The organism is Streptomyces sp. NPDC051561, assembly GCF_044454195.1.
GTDB lineage: Bacteria > Actinomycetota > Actinomycetes > Streptomycetales > Streptomycetaceae > Streptomyces.
This window is the reverse complement of the sequence record NZ_JBITDM010000001.1, coordinates 363,171-379,568: the sequence shown is the minus strand read 5'-3', so window position 1 is coordinate 379,568 and position 16,398 is coordinate 363,171. Positions and strand designations below refer to the sequence as shown.

Annotated in this window: 15 protein-coding genes; 8 read left to right on the top strand and 7 right to left on the bottom strand. The window is 71.6% G+C overall.

What is annotated here, in order from left to right; genetic code table 11:
- The first annotated feature begins 53 nt into the window (after positions 1-53).
- Positions 54-401: a DUF427 domain-containing protein gene (locus tag ACIA73_RS01675; RefSeq protein WP_399436223.1), complete on the top strand. Its 348-nt coding sequence runs from the start codon at positions 54-56 to the stop codon at positions 399-401.
- A gap of 75 nt (positions 402-476) precedes the next feature.
- Here ACIA73_RS01675 and ACIA73_RS01670 read toward each other — a convergent pair whose 3' ends face one another.
- The 3 genes from ACIA73_RS01670 to ACIA73_RS01660 all read right to left on the bottom strand — a co-directional run bounded on the left by ACIA73_RS01670 (position 477) and on the right by ACIA73_RS01660 (position 3,788).
- Positions 477-722, bottom strand: coding sequence for a chaplin (locus ACIA73_RS01670; protein ID WP_399436222.1), 246 nt, complete (start codon positions 720-722; stop codon positions 477-479).
- Between the two features lie 163 nt (positions 723-885).
- A complete protein-coding gene (locus ACIA73_RS01665; protein WP_399436221.1) occupies positions 886-2,292 on the bottom strand; it encodes an MFS transporter in 1,407 nt (468 codons plus the stop codon).
- A gap of 2 nt (positions 2,293-2,294) precedes the next feature.
- The gene (locus ACIA73_RS01660; RefSeq protein ID WP_399436220.1) at positions 2,295-3,788 is read right to left on the bottom strand and encodes an alkyl sulfatase dimerization domain-containing protein; all 1,494 of its coding nucleotides are present in this window, start codon (positions 3,786-3,788) and stop codon (positions 2,295-2,297) included.
- Between the two features lie 171 nt (positions 3,789-3,959).
- On the opposite strand from ACIA73_RS01660, the gene ACIA73_RS01655 reads away from it, so the two are divergent.
- On the top strand, positions 3,960-5,213 hold the full coding sequence (locus tag ACIA73_RS01655) for a helix-turn-helix domain-containing protein (RefSeq protein ID WP_399436219.1): 1,254 nt from the start codon (positions 3,960-3,962) through the stop codon (positions 5,211-5,213).
- Between the two features lie 278 nt (positions 5,214-5,491).
- Entirely contained in the window at positions 5,492-6,514 is a 1,023-nt protein-coding gene (locus ACIA73_RS01650) for a D-alanyl-D-alanine carboxypeptidase family protein (RefSeq protein ID WP_399436218.1), read from the top strand.
- Between the two features lie 37 nt (positions 6,515-6,551).
- Here the strand turns inward: ACIA73_RS01650 and ACIA73_RS01645 are convergent, their stop codons facing one another.
- Positions 6,552-7,160 carry a flavodoxin family protein gene (locus ACIA73_RS01645; RefSeq protein ID WP_399436217.1) on the bottom strand — a complete coding sequence of 203 codons (609 nt, stop codon included), beginning with the start codon at positions 7,158-7,160 and terminating at the stop codon, positions 6,552-6,554.
- 55 nt (positions 7,161-7,215) lie between these two features.
- Positions 7,216-7,872 (bottom strand): TetR/AcrR family transcriptional regulator, encoded by a 657-nt coding sequence (locus tag ACIA73_RS01640; protein WP_399436216.1) that lies wholly within the window; start codon positions 7,870-7,872, stop codon positions 7,216-7,218.
- 152 nt (positions 7,873-8,024) lie between these two features.
- Between ACIA73_RS01640 and ACIA73_RS01635 the strand changes: the two genes are divergently transcribed.
- From ACIA73_RS01635 to ACIA73_RS01625, 3 genes are all read left to right on the top strand, one after another.
- A complete protein-coding gene (locus ACIA73_RS01635; RefSeq protein ID WP_399436215.1) occupies positions 8,025-9,455 on the top strand; it encodes an amidase in 1,431 nt (476 codons plus the stop codon).
- A gap of 53 nt (positions 9,456-9,508) precedes the next feature.
- Positions 9,509-10,318 carry a class I SAM-dependent DNA methyltransferase gene (locus tag ACIA73_RS01630; RefSeq protein WP_399436214.1) on the top strand — a complete coding sequence of 270 codons (810 nt, stop codon included), beginning with the start codon at positions 9,509-9,511 and terminating at the stop codon, positions 10,316-10,318.
- A gap of 426 nt (positions 10,319-10,744) precedes the next feature.
- Positions 10,745-10,870: a hypothetical protein gene (locus ACIA73_RS01625; protein WP_399436212.1), complete on the top strand. Its 126-nt coding sequence runs from the start codon at positions 10,745-10,747 to the stop codon at positions 10,868-10,870.
- A gap of 9 nt (positions 10,871-10,879) precedes the next feature.
- Here the strand turns inward: ACIA73_RS01625 and ACIA73_RS01620 are convergent, their stop codons facing one another.
- Entirely contained in the window at positions 10,880-11,710 is an 831-nt protein-coding gene (locus ACIA73_RS01620; protein ID WP_399436211.1) for a TetR/AcrR family transcriptional regulator, read from the bottom strand.
- Between the two features lie 169 nt (positions 11,711-11,879).
- Between ACIA73_RS01620 and ACIA73_RS01615 the strand changes: the two genes are divergently transcribed.
- Positions 11,880-13,574: a CocE/NonD family hydrolase gene (locus ACIA73_RS01615; protein ID WP_399436210.1), complete on the top strand. Its 1,695-nt coding sequence runs from the start codon at positions 11,880-11,882 to the stop codon at positions 13,572-13,574.
- Positions 13,575-13,702: 128 nt separating this feature from the next.
- Here ACIA73_RS01615 and tpx read toward each other — a convergent pair whose 3' ends face one another.
- Positions 13,703-14,206 (bottom strand): thiol peroxidase, encoded by a 504-nt coding sequence (gene tpx / locus ACIA73_RS01610; RefSeq protein WP_399436209.1) that lies wholly within the window; start codon positions 14,204-14,206, stop codon positions 13,703-13,705.
- Positions 14,207-14,589: 383 nt separating this feature from the next.
- On the opposite strand from tpx, the gene ACIA73_RS01605 reads away from it, so the two are divergent.
- Positions 14,590-16,335, top strand: coding sequence for a tetratricopeptide repeat protein (locus ACIA73_RS01605; RefSeq protein ID WP_399436208.1), 1,746 nt, complete (start codon positions 14,590-14,592; stop codon positions 16,333-16,335).
- Positions 16,336-16,398 lie beyond the last annotated feature (63 nt).

Sequence of the window (16,398 nt, the reverse complement as noted above, 5' to 3'; positions counted from 1 at the left end):
AGATCGTGCGGCAGGCGGGGAAGAAACGGCGCGCCCCGGCCGCTGTACCCGGTATGACCTCTCACAGCGAAACGGCCAAGGGCCACCGGATCACCGTGGAGCAGGGCACGGATCATGTGCGTGTCGTACGGGAGGGGCAGCTGCTCGCAGAGAGCCGCCGGCCGCTCCTGCTGCGCGAGACCGGGCTGCCGGTCCGCTACTACCTGCCGCCCGAGGACGTCCGCACCGAGCTGCTGACCGCGTCCGACACCACGACGCGCTGTCCCTTCAAGGGGGACGCGTCGTACTGGTCGGTGCCCGGCAAGGCGGACCTGGTGTGGGCGTACCAGCAGCCGATCCCCGAAGTCGCCGCCATCAAGGGGCACTTCTGCTTCTACGACGCGGAGGTCGTCGGGGACTGACAGACACGGGTTCCATGACGAAGAGGGCCTCCCGGCCGGATGCCGGGGGGCCCTCTTCCTTCGTCAACGGGTGAATCAGACGTTCGACGACTCGTTGCCGAAGGTCGGGTTCAGCAGGCCGATCACGTTGACCGAGTTGCCGGTCACGTTCGCCGGCACGTGGATCGGGGCCTGGACCAGGTTGCCCGAGGCGACGCCCGGGGACTGGACGGCCTTGCCCTCGGCCATCGAACCGCTGTGCGCGGCGGCGGCACCGGCGCCCGCGGCGATCATGCCACCGGCGATCATCGTGACGGCAACGGCCTTGTTGAGCTTGCTCATGGGGGTTCCTCACTGAATATTCCTGCGGCCAGCCAGCCGCAGCACACAGGGAAGAACGGTCGAAGTCCCCCTGAGGACACGCCGTTCGACGACCTTGTTTTCCGCCCGCTCCCCGCCCTGCGCGGACTGCCGCCGCAAGAGAGGGAGTTGACGGCGGCGGGCCTCAGTGGGCGACGGGAACCCCGGCGGTCGGGGACTCCGGGACGCCGAAACGCCGGGCGTCCCGCTCCGGGCGCATGAAGAGGGCCGCCAGAACGCCCGTGACCAGCAACAGGGTGGCCGTGACCAGCCAGCCGTGCTGATAGCCGGCGGTCGCGGTCGCCGCACCGTCCACGATCCGGCCGAGGACCAGCGGGGACACGATGCCGCCCAGCGCGAAGACCGCCACCAGCGCGCCGAGTGCGACGCCCCGCTGGGACGGCGGTGTGATCCGGGCGATGGCGGTCTGCGCCACGGTGAGCATGACGAGCGCGACCGCCATCGGGCCGAACATCATCGGAATCTTGATCCACAGGGTGTCGACGGTGGCGAACACGGTCACCGCGACCGCCGACGCCACCAGCAGCAGCCCGCCACCGACCCCGTCCGGCAGCCGTGCCCCGCCGGGGCGCAGGGCGGCCCGCCGGGCCAGCAGCCCGTGGGCCAGCAGGACGACGCCGTTGGCCACGGCACCTCCGCCGACCGCGGCGCTCGCCTGCCCGAGGTCCCAGCCGACGACCGTCCGGAGGTAGTCCGGCAGCCAGGTGAGCTTGGCACCCATCACCCAGTACGCCGCGAACGCGCCCAGCGCGGCGGTGACGAAGGTGCCGGAGAGGAAGATGCGGCGCAGCGGCACTTCCGCGACCTCGGATCCGTCGACCACTCCGCCGTCGGCCACTTTGCCGCCGTCGACCTCCCCGCTGCCGTCGGCCGCATCCGCACCGCGCCCCACGGCACCGCGCCCCACGGGCGGGGCCAGCGGTCCTTCCTTGCCCTTGACCGCCCACGCCACCGCCCACGCCAGACCGGCGAGTCCGGCGACTCCGAAGGCCCAGCGCCAGCCGAACCGGGAGATCACCAGACCGAGAGTGGGAGCCGCCACCGCGACCCCCGCCGCGGCGCCCACCATGAGGATGGCGGTCGGCAGGGTGCGTTCCCGTTGCACGAACCAGCCGTGCACATGGTGGACGGCCACCGGTGCGGCAGGGCCCTCGGCGAACCCGAGCAGCACCCTGGTCACGATCAGGGTGCCGAAGCCCGCCGCGCCCCAGACCATGGGGAGTTGGGTGGCCGACCACAGCAGGCCCATCGCGAGCAGCAGCACCGAGGTGCGTACCTTGCGGGTCAGGAACGACACTCCCAGCGCGGACAGCGAGAACAGGCTGAAGAACGCGGCCTGGGCGGTGCCGAACTCCTGGCGGGTGAGATCGAATTCCTTCATGATCTCGGGCCCGGCCAGTCCCAGGACTGCCTTGTCGGCGAAGTTCACCAGCATGAAGACCAGCAGCAACCAGGTGGTGTTCCAGGCCTGCCGCCCGCCTGCCGACGCAGTCTTGTGCGGAGACGGTGTCGGGGCAGCCCCTGCCTCCACGGTCACGACCCTTGCCCGGTGCCGGTGCTGTCCCTGGGGAGGCCCGGCTTCGGGAGCTCCTCGGCGCCGTCCGGGGCAGCCCCGCAGCCGCAGCTGTCGTCGTCGACGACGACGCCCACGCTGATCGCCCCGGCGGCCCGGCGCCGCCCCGCGTCGCTGCGGGTCAGCTCGGTGGCGACGTCCGTGCCCTCCGCCACGGCCGCGGACTCGGCGGACGCCCAGTTGAAGACGCCACGCGCCATCGTCGAGGTCTCGTGCTCGGCCCGTACGGCGTAGACCTGGGCCCGTATCCGTGCCACCTCGCGGTCGTCCGGCGCGGCCAGCGCGGCGGTCTCGGCCAGGTGCGCGGCCAGCCGCAGCTCCCCGACGGCGAGCAGCTGTCCGGCCCGGTCCGCCAGCACCTTCGCGCCGCCCGCCGCCCCGGCGAACTCGCCTGCCAGCGCCGCCTCCGGGGCGGGCTTGAGGTTCGCCGGGTTCTGGTCGTACCAGCCGCCCCACAGCCGCCACAGATTCCGTACGACGAACTCGGGCTCGTCGTAGGCCGGATGGAGGTACGGCTTCGCCAGGAGTTCGGCCGGAACCTTCACCCCGTGCAGCACCTCGTCGAGGCGCGCCCCGGCATTCATCAGCTCGCGGGTCTGGGTGCACAGCGACTCCAGCAGCTCCGCCGTGTCACCGAGCGCCTGGTTGATGCGGTCGGCCCCGAGGATCGGCACGCCGTGCCCAGGAAGGAGTACCTCCGCGCCCAACTCCTGCATGCCGCGCAGTGCTTGGGCCCACTCCACCGGGTAGCGCTGCACTTTCTGCGGGTTGCCCGCGTTGGGCGAGTTCCAGATGAAGAGGTCGCCCGTGCACAGGGTCCGCAGTTCCGGGATCCACACATAGGTGTGGTCGTCCGTCTCACCACGGGCGTGCACCAGCTCGAAGGTCAGCTCGCCCCGGCGCATGGTCAGCCGGTCGCGGTAGGAGGTGTCCGGGTAGCGGTACTCGGTGGGCCACTCCAGGGAGGGCACCCCGAACTGCTTGCGGTTGATCCAGGTGTTGTAACCGGCCGTCTCCCGGTAGCGGTCGAAGCGGGCCGCGACCGCCTCGTGCGCGATGACCTCGGGGCGTGCGGTGCCGGTCTCGGCGGCCTCCTTGTCGAAGGGCCACACACCGAAGACGTGATCGACGTGGCCGTGGGTGTAGACGATCGCGCTCACCGGCGACGCCGAGCGGGCGCGTACCGACTCGTGCAACTGCTCGGCCGTACGGAAATCGCCCGAGTCGACCAGCACCATGCCGTCCCCGGTGTCGAACACCGCCACATTGGCGAAGGCCGGGAAGAACCCGGTCCGCTCACCGATGGGCACCAGACCGGAGCCGGTGAACTTCCCCGAGAGGTGGGCCAGCATCGAATCCTCGCCGGTCCAGACCCGGTCCGCGTAACCGAGGTAGCCGCTGGAATCGTGGTGGCCGCCGGATGTGGGCTGACCGCTGGAGTTGTGTTCCGTCATAGTGTCCGGCTCCTCGTGCTCACGCTCGGGGCCACCTCTGCCGTCCGCTGAGGCTGCCCGCTGATGGCCATGAGTGTGCGTCGGATCCAAGCGGTGAGACACCCTCCGCTTTCACAGGTGGAGGCGGCATAGTCTGTGATCCGTCACAGCCTTCGGGGGAGGAACCACCCGGTGCCGAACGACCAGAGCGCCCCACGCCAGGGTGCGTACCCGCCGCTGTCGCCCGCCGCGCAGGCCCTGGCCGCCCGGTGCGAGAGCCGGGTCAACGAGCTCGCCCGCCACATGGCCCGCGAGACCTTCGAAGAGCTGCCGGGATACGCGGATCTGCCCGCGGACGTGAAGGACGTGGAAATAGCCGCGACGGTACGCAGCGGACTGCGCCTCTTCCTGCGCCGGGTACGGGACACCCAGGGCCGCGCCGGGGACTTCAGCCTCTTCCGCGAACGGGCCGCCCAGCGTGCCGACGAGGGAATGCCCCTGCACACCCTGCTGCGCACCCACTCCGCGGGCGCCTACGTCCTGTGGCAGGCCCTCCGTGCCGAGGCCACGGAGGGCGAGGAGGGGGCGCTCATCGAACTCGTCGACTTCCTCCTGCGCGGACACGAGGCCATCATCGGCGCCGTCGCCGAGACCTACCTGGACGAGCAGGCTGCCCTCTTCGCCGAACGCCGCGAACACCACCGTTCCCTGGTCCGAGGACTGCTCGACGGCTCGCTGCCGCCCCTGCGGGCCTTCGAGGAGCTGGGCCTCGAAGGCCCCACCCTCGTGGTCCACCTCCAGGTCCCGCCGAAGGAGGTCCCCACGGCCCCGGACGTCGCGGACCGCCGCCGGGCCCGCCGGGTCCAGACCGTCCTGGACCGCTCGTTCGGCTCCGGGGCGGTGTCCCTGCTGGGCGTCGACGGAGGGCAGGTGATCACCGCGCTGCGGGCCGACGACCCGGACGGCACCCGCACCGGTGAGGAACTGGCCACCCGGCTCCGGCAGGTCTGCGGCGACACCGTCCGGCTGGCCGCCGTTACCGCCGCCACGGCGGGGGACGTACCGGCCGCCGCCCGCACCGCCGCCGACATCGTCCGGGTCGCCCGCGCCTGTGGACGGCCCCCCGGCCCGCACCGGATGGACGACGTCCTGCTGGAGTACCACCTCTCCCGCCGCAACGAGAGCAGCGACCGCATCGCCGCCCTGCTCGACCCCGTCGGCGACCGCCCCGAACTCATCGAGACCCTCCGCACCCACCTCGAACACCGGCACGACCGGCGCAGTACCGCCCGCCACCTCGGCCTGCACCCCAACACCGTGGACAACCGGCTGACCAGAATCACCGAACTCACCGGCCTCGACATCGCCTCGGCCCGGGGCAACGCCCTGGCGCTGGCCGCACTGCTGCTGCGGGGGAACGCGGACGGCCGGCCGGCCGGGGCCTAGCCCTGCCCGCCTTCCGCCCGCTCCTCCCGTACCCGGCGTAGGTGAACCAGAGTGCCGTGTCCACCCCCAACTCCATTTACACATCCAGGAGTTCGGTGAGGCCCTGTCGAGGACGACACCAGGTGAGCGCCCCTCACCGAGACATCACGGCCCACCACCGAGACACGCGGTAATGGCGTTACGGGGGACAACGGTCGAAAGTCCTACTTTCAGCCCGGGTGACCCAGGTGGCGCAATTCCGGTCGGCCGAACTCCCGGCTCGTCCCTACCGTGACTGAATGACCGTCACTTCAGCGGCAGGCGCCGCATCCTGTCGGGTCGTCACCACGACCACCGCCACTGCCGCCGCCCTGCTCCTCCTGCTGCCGGGCTCCTCCGCACTCGCCGTGCCCGCGTCGGGCGCAACCACCGCACCCGCCTCCGTCGCCCCGGCCCAGCAGGTGCGGGGCGGCGCCGGTGCGCCAGGGGCCGCCGCCAACCGGTCCCTCACCGCCCTCGCCCACCTGGTCGCCGACGCCCGTACCGGCGAGATCATCTCCGCGCACAATGTGCACCGCAAACTGCCGCCCGCCAGCACCCTCAAGGCGCTCTTCGCCGTCACCGCCCTGCCCCGGGTCAAGGGCGGCGCCCTGCGCAAGGTCAGCAAGTCCGACCTGGCCGGGGTCGGCAGCGGCAGCAGCGTGGTCGGTGTCAAGGCCGGTAAGACCTATCGGGCTGCCGACCTGTGGCGGGGCACCTTTCTGCGCTCCGGCAACGACTCCGTCCACGTCCTCGCTGCCATGAACGGCGGCTGGAAGTCGTCGGTCTCCCAGATGCAGGCCAAGGCCCGGGCCCTGGGCGCCCGCAGTACCCGGGTCGTCACCGCCGACGGCTACGACGCCAAGGGCCAGTACTCCACCGCGTACGACCTGGCACTGATCGCCCGCGCCGGGCTCAAGAACGCCGAGTTCGCGAAGTACGCCGCGACCGCCGACGCCCGCTTCCCCAGCGCCACCCGCGCCGACGGCAGCCACATTTCCTCGTACCCCATCCAGAACACCAACCGCCTGCTCACCGGCGCCAACGGGATCGGCCGCTACCCCGGCATCATCGGCGTCAAGAACGGGTACACCACCAAGGCCGGCAACACCCTCATCGCCGCCGCCACACGCGGCAACCGCACCTTGATCGTCACCGTCCTCAACCCCCAGAAGGGCAACGGCCTCACGGTCTACCGCGAGGCACGCACCCTCCTGGACTGGGGCTTCAGGTCGATCGGCCGCGTCAGGGTGGTGGGCTCACTGAACCAGCCGCAGCGCTGAGGCGGGCGACTCCGTAAGAGCCTGTGTCTCAGCCCGGTCAGGCGGCGGCCTGCTCCTCGTAGGGGAAGCGCGCCGGCGGTGCCTCGCCCTGGAAGAACGTCTTCGCACGGATCAGCGCCTCGGTGTCCGCCTTGATCCGCCCCGGGCGCCCGGCGCTGCCGTGCAGCAGTCCGCCGAAGCCCATGCCCATGTACGCCGCCGAGTTCCGCAGCGTGGTGACCAGGCCGTCCGCCACCTCCGGCTCGGAGTGCGCCATCACCGACACGGCCCACAGCCGTCGTCCGGTCATCCGCGCCTTGAAGTCCGAGCCGGGGGCGTTCAGCCAGCCCGACCAGTAGTCGAGGTAGCGCTTGGTCTGCGCGGAGAGGGTGTACCAGTACAGCGGCGAGGCGAGCACGATGTCGGTGGCGGCGAGGGTGGCTTCGCGCAGCGCCTCCTCGGTCGCGCCCGGGGTGTAGCTGCCGGTGTCGTGCAGGTCGTCCTGGAAGTCGGGCAGGTCGAGCCGGCTGAGGTCCACCCAGTTCTGCGTGTGCTCGTCCGGCAGTTGCGCGGCGGCGGCGCGGGCGAGCAACTCGGTATTGCCGTCGGTGCGCGAGCTGCCGAGGACGAAGAGGAAGGAACGGGAGCCGGTGGCGTCGTGAGTCATGATCGTAGTAACTGCCGCGCCCCCGGGGCGTATTCCGGCACCGGCTGGGCACCGGCTAGAGCGCTGGCCGCTCTGCCCAGAGGTCACGCAGATGGGTGTGCAGGATGTCCTGGGCCTCGGGGGCGGTGAGGTGACCGACGAGGACATGGGTGGTGAGGCCGTCGGCGAGGGCGAGGAGGGTGCGAGCGCGGCGGCGTGCGGCCGGCCCGGGCGCCGTGCCCGCACCCTCGGCCGCACTCGCACTCGCACTCGCACTCGCCCCCGTATCCGCACCCGCACCCGCCTCCGCGATCAGGCCGGTGAACATGTCCTCCAGGTCCGCGTAGTTCGCCCGCAGCGACTTGGCGAGCGGTTCGCTGACCGCTGCCTGGGCGGCGAAGGTGAGCCAGACCCTGGCCTCGGCGCGGTGCTCCTCTCGCAGCAGTGACACCTCGGTGACGGCGTGGCCCAGCGCCGTTCCGGCCGACTGGGCGGGGCTCCGGAGGACCCGGGCCCGTACCCGCTCACCGATCCGTTCGCCGATCTGCCCGAGCGCGAAGACCAGCATCTCCTCCTTGGTGCGGAAGCACCGCTGGACCGCTCCCATCGACACCTCCGCCTCGGCGGCGACATCGCGGAGGGTCACGCCTTCCAGGCCGCGCCGGTCGGCGAGCCGGCACACGGCCTCCGCGACGAGACGGCGTCGGCCCGCGTGGTCCACCTGCTTGGGCATGCCCGGTCACCTTTCCGGAGTACGGGTCCTGGAGTGCCATCAGCTTATTCGATGCGAGTGTATCGGTTACGGGGGTACGGTGGGCACGTACCGATGCAAGTGCATCAGTACCTGTTCGCGGCCGGTGCCGTACGTATCCGAAAGGCGACCCCATGCACGACGAAGCCCTGTGGAAGATGCCGGCAACGGCCCAGGCGAAGGCGATACGCGGTGGGGAGATCTCGGCCGTCGAACTGATCGACAGCCATCTGGCGCGCATCGCCGAGGTCAACCCCGGGGTGAACGCGGTCACCCAACTCCTGGCCGGGAGCGCCCGGGATGCCGCCGCAAGAGTCGATCAACAGCGTGCCTCGAAAGCGGAGTTGGGGCCACTGGCGGGCGTGCCGTTCACGGTGAAGGAGAGCACTCCGATCGAGGGGGTGGCGACCACCTTCGGCGTACCCCGGTTCCGGGACCTGGTGGCGGCGGCGGACGCGCCCCCGGTCGCCCGGCTGCGCGCCGCCGGGGCCATCCCCCTCGGGCACAGCAACCTGCCCACCCTGATCCTCGCGGGCATGCACACCCGCAGCGAGCTGTACGGCGACACGGTCAACCCGTGGGACGCGAGTCTCACCCCGGGTGGATCCAGCGGTGGCGACGCGGTCGCCGTCGCCACCGGTATGGCGGCGCTCGGGCTCGGCAACGACTCCGGTGGATCGGTGCGGATCCCCGCCCAGTTCTGCGGGGTGGCCGCACTGAAGCCGACCTCCGGCCGCTTCCCCGCCGACCACCGTGTCCTGGGTCCCGACGACCCCGGTCCCGCCTCCCAACTTCTTGTCGTGGACGGCCCGTTGGCCCGCACCGTGGCCGACCTCCGGCTGGCGTACGAAACCCTGGCAGGCACCGATCCGCGCGACCCCCGCGCCGTACCGGTGCCGCTGTACGGTGACCCGCTGCCGGGACCGGTGAAGGTGGCCGTGGTCACCGACCCGGGCGGGAAGGGCGTGCATCCCTCGGTGCGTGCCGCCGTCGAGCGGGCGGCCGCGGCGCTGCGGGACGCCGGGTACGAGGTGTGTGAAGTGCCCGACGTACCGAGACTGGAGGAGACGTTGGAGGCGTACGGGCGGCTGACCGTCACGGAATTCGCGCCGAGCTGGCCCGCCGTGCGGACGCTGCTCGGGGAGGGCGGCGACCGGTACATCGCGTGGGCGATGGAGCAGGTGTCGCCCGCGAGCGCCGCCGAACTGGTCAAGCTGATGGGAACGTGGCTGAACATCCGCCGTTCCTGGGCCCATTTCCTGCACACCTACCCACTGTTGCTCGGCCCCCCGTTCACCGAACCGCCCGTCGCACCGGGGCTTGAGTCGCGCGACCGGGCAGGCCGGGACCGGGTCGCCTCGGGCATGCGGCTGTGCAGTGCGACCAGCTTCGTCGGAGTGCCCGCGGTGGCCGTGCCGACCGGGACGGCCGACGGGCTGCCGACCGGGGTGCAGCTCGTCGGGCGGGCGTTCCGCGAGGACCTCTGCCTGGACGCGGCACAGGCGATCGAGGACCGGCTGGGCGTGCTGGCACCGCTGGACCCGCGCGCGGGCTCCCTCAACTGACGTGCCGTGAAAACAGGGTGCGTGGTGCTCACGTGACGTCGTACGGTCCTGCGATGCACTCACCGGATAAGCAGAACGCACCGCAGGAACCCGAACCGGCGGACGCCCCGGAGGACGGCTACTTCGGGGCGTCGGTCGCCTCCACGTACGACACCTCGGAATCGGACATGTTCGCTCCCGAAACGGTGGACCGCACCGCCGCCTTCCTCGCCGAACTCGCCGACGGCGGCCCCGCCCTCGAATTCGCCATCGGCACCGGCCGCATCGCCCTCCCGCTCGCCCGCCGCGGCGTCCCGGTGCACGGCATCGACATCTCCCACGCGATGGTGGACCAGCTTCGCGCCAAGCCCGGTGGCGACGAAATCCCCGTCACCTTCGGCGACTTCGCGTCGGCGCGCGCCGACGGCCCTTACGCGCCGGGAAAGTTCACCGTTGCGTACCTCGTCTTCAACACGATCAACAATCTCACCACCCAGGCCGAACAGGTCGCCTGCTTCCGCAACGCCGCCGAGCACCTCGCCCCCGGCGGCACCTTCGTGATCGAGGTCGGCGTCCCCGTACTGCGCCTGCTGCCGCCCGGGCAGGAGGCCGTCCCCTTCCAGGTCACCCCGACCCGCTGGTCGTTCGACCGCTACGACGTCGCCACCCAGGCGATGAGCTCCAACTACATCGAGGTCGTCGAGGGCCGCGGCTCCTACCGCTCCATCCCCTTCCGCTACGTCTGGCCCGCCGAACTCGACCTGATGGCCCAGCTCGCCGGAATGCGGCTGCGCGACCGCTGGGAGGACTGGGACCGCTCGCCGTTCACCAGCGAGAGCGGGAAGCATGTTTCGGTGTGGGAGAAGGTGGAGGCGGGCGGGTGACGCGACGAGCGGCGTCAGCGGAACGACGCCACCACGGGACCCGGCGAAGTGGCTGCGAGAGTGACCGAGTTGGACGGATCCGCGGCGACGCCAGGCGTGTTCCCTGCGCGTTCCCGGTTCGGTCCCTGTCTCGGTCCCTTCGGGATCAGTGCAGGTCACAGCGTATTTCGAGCGCGCCAAGGGACTGAAGGGGACTGGCATCCGCAGTGAAGTCGAACCGCACCACGACCCCACACCCCACCTTCGTCTTCCTCCCCGGCGGCTCCAGCAACGCCCAGGCATGGGGACCTCTCCAGAACGAACCCGCGCTGCCCGGTCACCGCTCGTACGCCATCGACCTGCCGGGCCACGGCAGTTCGGCCCGCCTGCCCGACCGGATTCACCACACCCGAGGAGGAGATACACCCGGCTGCCGACCAGGACCGCATGATCGCGGAGGCCGATGCCGTCACGCCGTCCAATCCGTTCGACGTCCGCACGCTGGCCGCTTCCCGCGTCGGCTGCTTCAGCAGGCCACGGGAATTCGCGGAGGTACTGGCGGGGCTGGTGTGAGGGGCGGGGTCAGCTGGTGGAGTCCAGGCCGTCGATCAGGCGGTCCAGGTAGCGGGTGAACAGGGCGTCGGGGGACTGGGGGCGTGCGGGGGCGGCGAGGGCCGCGGCGAGTTCCGGGTGGTGGCCGTCGGTGGCGACGGCGGTGAGGTAGCGGACCTCGGCGGCGAGGCGGTCGGGGTGGTTGGCGGCGGCGGACTGGGCGTTCTCGTGGCCGACGTACGCGGCGACGAAGCCGGTCAGCTGGCTGAAGACCTCCAGTTTCGCGGCGCCGTCCAGTGCGGTGGGGCGCAGCGCGGCCAGTGCGTACTCCAGGAAGGCCAGGGCGTGCGGGCCGAGCGAGCGGCGTGTGGTGAGCGCGGTCGGCAGCCAGGGGTGGCGGAGCATCAGGGCGCGCTGAAGATGGCCGATGACCTTGAGGTCGGTGCGCCAGTCGCCGGTGGGGGGAGGCGGCGGGGCAGGTGTGAGGGCGGGGGTTGATGCTGGTGCGGGTGATGAGGCAGGTGCTGGTGCCGGTGTGGTCGTGTCGGCTGAGGGGTTCAGTTCGGCGCTGACGTGGTCGACCATCAGCTCCAGGAGGGTCTCCTTGTCGGGGGCGTAGCTGTAGAGGGACATCACGCCGGCTCCGACCTCCGCGGCCACCCGGCGCATGGTGACGGCCTCCAGGCCCTCCGCGTCCGCGAGGGCGACCGCCGCAGCCGTGATCGCCTCCCGGGTGAAGGCGGGTTTGCGGCCCCGGCCGGAGCGGGGTGCGCCGGTGCCCAGCCAGAGGCGCTGGGGGTCGAAGCCCGGGGCGGTGGCGGCGGGCTTCGCGGAGTTCTTCGGTTCTTCGGGGTGGGGCACGGCCTGCTCGCTCCTCGTTCTCCGGACTCCCGGGTTCTCCGGTCTCTCCGGTCCCTCCCGGTGACCGGTTTATCCGGGTTCTCCTCCTGGTCGGGCCAGGTTCTCCGATCGGGCCCATCCAAGCATCCGTTATTCTCGTACAACGTACGGAAAATAACGGAGGAGAACCATGAGAGCGCACCTGTCCCACGGCGAGCCGCCCCTGGCCTCGCGGATGATGCGGGCCACCTGGCGCAAGAAGCTCCCGGCCGGGCCGTACGACGTCGGGTGCGAGCGCGGCATCGCCGTGCCGGCCGCCGACGGCAGCCCGCTGCTCACCGACCACTACTTCCCGCGCGCGGAAGGGGAGTTCCCCACCCTGCTGGTGCGCTCCCCGTACGGGCGGGGCGTGCCCTGGTCGCCCATGTACGGAATGCTCTTCGCCGAGCAGGGCTTCCACGTCGTACTGCAGAGCTGCCGCGGTACCGCCGGCTCCGGCGGCAGCTTCGACCTCTGGCGCAATGAGCCCGCCGACGGGCAGGCCGCCGTGGTCTGGTTGCGTGAACAGCCTTGGTTCAACGGGCTGTTGGGCACCGCGGGGCCGAGCTATCTCGGCTACACGCAGTGGGCGCTGGCGCTCGATCCGCCGCCCGAGCTGAAGGCGATGGCGATACAGGTGGGGCTGCACGACCCGCACGCCCTCTTCCCTACGGGCAGTGCGCTCCATCTGGAGTACGCGCTCGTCGGCGGCGCGGGCATCACCTATCAGCACCGGGGAGCCGTCGCCTTCGGCAGGGCGGTGCTGCGCCTCCAGCGGCAGCTGCGCCGGATCACCGCCGCCCGCCCGTTGCGCGGAGCGCATGTGGCCGCGCTGGGGCAAGTGCCGTGGCTCGACGGTGCGATGTCCCACCCGGACCCGGCGGACCCGTACTGGGAGGGGGCTTCGCTCGCCGGTGCGGCGGAGCGGGTGACGGTGCCGGTCGGTCTGGTCTCCGGTTGGTACGACGTACTGGCGGACCAGGGCTTCGAGCAGTATGCCCGGCTGCGGAAGGCCGGTGTGGACACGGCGTTGCTGGTCGGGCCGTGGACCCACAACTCCGCGATGCAGCAGGGCTGGCCCGAGGTGTTCGCGGAGACCCTGGGGTGGCTGCGGGCCCACCTGTGCGACGACCCCTCCGGACTGCGGCCGACCGGGGTGCGGGTGCATGTCGGAGGGAGCGGGGAGGCCGGGAGCAGTGGGAAGGCCGGAGGCGCTGGGGAGGGGGAGTGGCGGGATCTGGAGGAGTGGCCGCCGGTCCCGGGCGGCGAGCCGGGTGCGCGTTCCTGGTTCCCCGCCCCCGACGGGCAGCTGCTGCGACAGGCGGCCACGGACACCGAGCCCCTGGCGTCCTTCCGTTACGACCCGGCCGACCCGACCCCTTCCGTGGGCGGGGCGGTGCTGTCCCCGGGCTCCGGGCCGCGCGACAACACCGCGCTGGAAGCCAGGGACGACGTACTCACCTTCACCGGCCCCGCGCTGACCGAGCCCCTGGAGGTCCTGGGTCCGGTCTCCGCACGGCTGCGGATCGCCACCGACACCGGGTTCGCCGATGTCTTCGTACGGCTCTGCGACGTCGACGCGAAGGGCCGCTCGGTGAATGTCTGCGACGGCATCGCCTCGATCCGTACCGCACCCGGGGAGACGGCCGACGAGCCCTTGGGGATCGCGATGGGTTCCACCGCCCACCGCTTCGCCGTCGGCCACCGGGTCCGGCTCCAGATCAGCGGCGGCGCCCACCCGCGCTACGCCCGCGGCTCCGGCACCGGGGAGCCCTCCCTCGATGCCACCACCCTGGTCCTGGTACGGATCACCGTGCACGGGGGTTCGGCGCTGGAGCTTCCGTAGGAGCCCGTGTCCAACGGAGCTCAGCGGAGGGGGCAGGGGCCGACAGCGACGCCCGGCCGGCCTGTGGGTGCACAGGCCGGCCGGGCGTGCGGCGCCTCGGTCATGGAGGCGCGGCGGAGCGGTCCGGACTACTTCACGGCCGTGAGGGCGGCGTCGTAGTCGGGCTCCTCGGTGATCTCGGCGACCAGCTCGCCGTACAGCACCTTGTTGTCCTCGTCGAGGACGAGGACGGCGCGCGTGTTCAGGCCGGCCAGCGGGCCGGAGACCAGGTCGACGCCGTAGTCCTTGCGGAAGCCGGGGGTGCGGAAGGTGGAGAGCGTGGTGACGTTCTCCAGGCCCTCGGCGCCGCAGAAGCGGGCCTGGGCGAACGGGAGGTCCGCGGAGATGCACAGCACCGCGGTGTTCTCCAGGCCGGCGGCCCGCTCGTTGAAGGCGCGGACCGACGCGGCGCAGACGCCGGTGTCGACGCTCGGGAAGATGTTGAGGACCTTCTTCTTCCCGGCGAAGTCCGCCAGGGTGACCTCGCTCAGGTCCTTGGCCACCAGGGTGAAGTCCGGAGCCGTGGCGCCGACCTGCACGAACGCGCCGTCGACGGACACCGGGCCGCCCTTGAAGTTCACAGTCTGGGTCATGCGGACCTCCATCGGATCGTGAGAAAAACCAGCCGGCCGTACGAGAAACGCGGCCGGCTTGCAGCACCCATGATCGCTGCTCCTGATCCGCCGCCGGTGCGCGGGTGGCGTTTTCGGTTCGCGGGGTGGTGCCCGCCGCACGCAATATCGCACACGTGTGCGAATGTGCGAGTGGATGGTGAGCGTGCGCGAGGTGGAGGCGGCCCGGCCCGAGATGGAGGCGGCCCGGCCCATGAGGGGGCCGGTGCGATCGCCCGCCGGGGGAGGGGCCGGGTTCCGGTGGGGCTCCGGGGGTGGTTGTCCTTGTGTTGTTCTTCGCGTCAACTGGTCCTGCTGTGACTGGTGTTGACACAGGCTCTGAACGGTGAGGCGGGGGAGACGGGATGACCGACGAGGCGCGCAGGCGGGTCGAGGAGTGCCGGAGGCGGGTCGAGGAGTGCCGGAGGCGGGAGCGGGAGGAGCCCGGGGCGCATCTTGGGGAGTTGGGGGAGAGCCTGTTGGAGCTCGCTGCGCCGCTGACCGAGCTGCCGGACCTGCACGAGGAGTTGGACGGCGTGCTGGCGGAGGCGGCGGAGGTCTACCGGCGCCTCGCCGCCGCGGGGGAGCGTGAAGGACTGCCGGGGCTGGCCCTGGTGCTGGACCAGCGGGCCCGGCTGGTCGGGATGCTGGGGCGCAGGGACGAGGCGTATGTGCTCGCGGAGGAGGCGGTGAGTCGCTTCCGGGGTCTCGAAGGAGACCACCCCGGGGTCTTTCTCGCCGCCCTGGCCGGTGCGCTGACCAATCTGGGGAACCAACTCGCGGAGCGCGGGCAGCAACACGAAGCGCTGGAGCGGATCCGTGAGGCGGTGGCGGTCTGCCGGAGGCTCGCGGCCAGTGATCCGGCCGAAGGAGAGCCCGAACTCGCCTCGTCACTGGTGGAGTTGGGCATGAAGCTCGGCGAGATGGGGCGGCGGGAGGAGGCCGTCGGCGCGCTGAGGGACGCCACCGACCGGTACCGCAGGCTGGCCACCGCCCACCCCGTCGACGGACTCGCCGAGCGCTGGATCGCCCTCTTCGGCCTCGCCCGCGAACTCGCCCAGCTGGGTCGCGCCGACGAGTCGCAGGCCTTCCTCGCCGAGGCGGCCGTCCTCTACCGCCAACTCGGCCGCACCAGCCCGGAGTTCCGCACCTTCATCGGGGGCATGGTAGGACGGCAGGGCTTCACCATCACCGACGACGGACGCATCGAACGCCCCACCCGGACAGACCCCCCACCCTCCGCCCCCGTGGCCCCCGAACTCCTCGCCCGGGTGAAGGAGCTCAACACGCAGGCCCTGCACCACTCCCGCGACGGCAGCCACGGCCTCGCCGTCTCCACCGCCCGCGACGCCGTGGACCTCTGCCGCGAAGCGGTCCGTACGAACCCCGCCATGACCTTCGCGCTGGCCCGCTCCCTGCACAACCTCAGCCTGGTGCAGTCCTGGAACGGTCAGCAGCCGGAAGCCCTCGCCTCCGCCGACGAGGCGGTCCACCTGAGCCGGCGTAACCTCTCCGCCGCACCGGACCTGATACGTCCGCTGCTCGCGGAGGCACTCGACACCCTTGCCGGGCGCCTCACCGCCCTCGGCCGCCATGCCGACGCACTGGTTCCCGCAGAGGAGTGCGTGGCCCTGTACCGGCAGTTGGCACAGGCGGATCCGTCCAGTCAACTTCCTTCGCTGGCAAGGGTGTTGAACAACCTCAGCATTCGGCTCACCGGGTGCGACCGGCACCAGGATTCGCTCGCGGCGGTGCAGGAGGTGGTCGCGCTCTACCGCAGGCTGCGGGCGGAGGCGAAGGCCCGTACGGCGGGAACCGCACGGGCGGACGGTGCGGCCGACGCCGATGAGCACCTCTCCGGCTATCTGCACGCCCTGTCCAACCTCGCCCTGCGTCTGGCCAGGGTCGGCCGGGACGACGAGGTGCTCGCCCCCACCATGGAAGCGCTGGACCTGCTGCCCGGCCTGACCGACATGCATGCGGGCAACGACATCCCGGGCCTGGCCGAAACCCTGGACTGGCTGGGCCACCACCTCACCCGGCATGGTCACCGCCGCGAGGGCCGCACCGTCACCCGCGCCGCGAAGGAGCTGGGGCGCAGGGTGCGGTGAGAGGGCCGGGGCCGGGTGAGGGGCTGGGGCGGGGCCGAACCGCGCGAGGGCCGGCACCAGGCG

Coding starts and splice junctions, on each gene's coding strand:
- ACIA73_RS01605 (WP_399436208.1), top strand. CDS start 14,590: ATGACCGACGAGGCGCGCAGGCGGGTCGAGGAGTGCCGGAGGCGGGTC.
- ACIA73_RS01640 (WP_399436216.1), bottom strand. CDS start 7,872: ATGCCCAAGCAGGTGGACCACGCGGGCCGACGCCGTCTCGTCGCGGAG.
- ACIA73_RS01670 (WP_399436222.1), bottom strand. CDS start 722: ATGAGCAAGCTCAACAAGGCCGTTGCCGTCACGATGATCGCCGGTGGC.
- ACIA73_RS01650 (WP_399436218.1), top strand. CDS start 5,492: ATGACCGTCACTTCAGCGGCAGGCGCCGCATCCTGTCGGGTCGTCACC.
- ACIA73_RS01615 (WP_399436210.1), top strand. CDS start 11,880: ATGAGAGCGCACCTGTCCCACGGCGAGCCGCCCCTGGCCTCGCGGATG.
- ACIA73_RS01635 (WP_399436215.1), top strand. CDS start 8,025: ATGCACGACGAAGCCCTGTGGAAGATGCCGGCAACGGCCCAGGCGAAG.
- ACIA73_RS01645 (WP_399436217.1), bottom strand. CDS start 7,160: ATGACTCACGACGCCACCGGCTCCCGTTCCTTCCTCTTCGTCCTCGGC.
- ACIA73_RS01660 (WP_399436220.1), bottom strand. CDS start 3,788: ATGACGGAACACAACTCCAGCGGTCAGCCCACATCCGGCGGCCACCAC.
- ACIA73_RS01675 (WP_399436223.1), top strand. CDS start 54: ATGACCTCTCACAGCGAAACGGCCAAGGGCCACCGGATCACCGTGGAG.
- tpx (WP_399436209.1), bottom strand. CDS start 14,206: ATGACCCAGACTGTGAACTTCAAGGGCGGCCCGGTGTCCGTCGACGGC.
- ACIA73_RS01625 (WP_399436212.1), top strand. CDS start 10,745: ATGATCGCGGAGGCCGATGCCGTCACGCCGTCCAATCCGTTCGACGTC.
- ACIA73_RS01630 (WP_399436214.1), top strand. CDS start 9,509: ATGCACTCACCGGATAAGCAGAACGCACCGCAGGAACCCGAACCGGCG.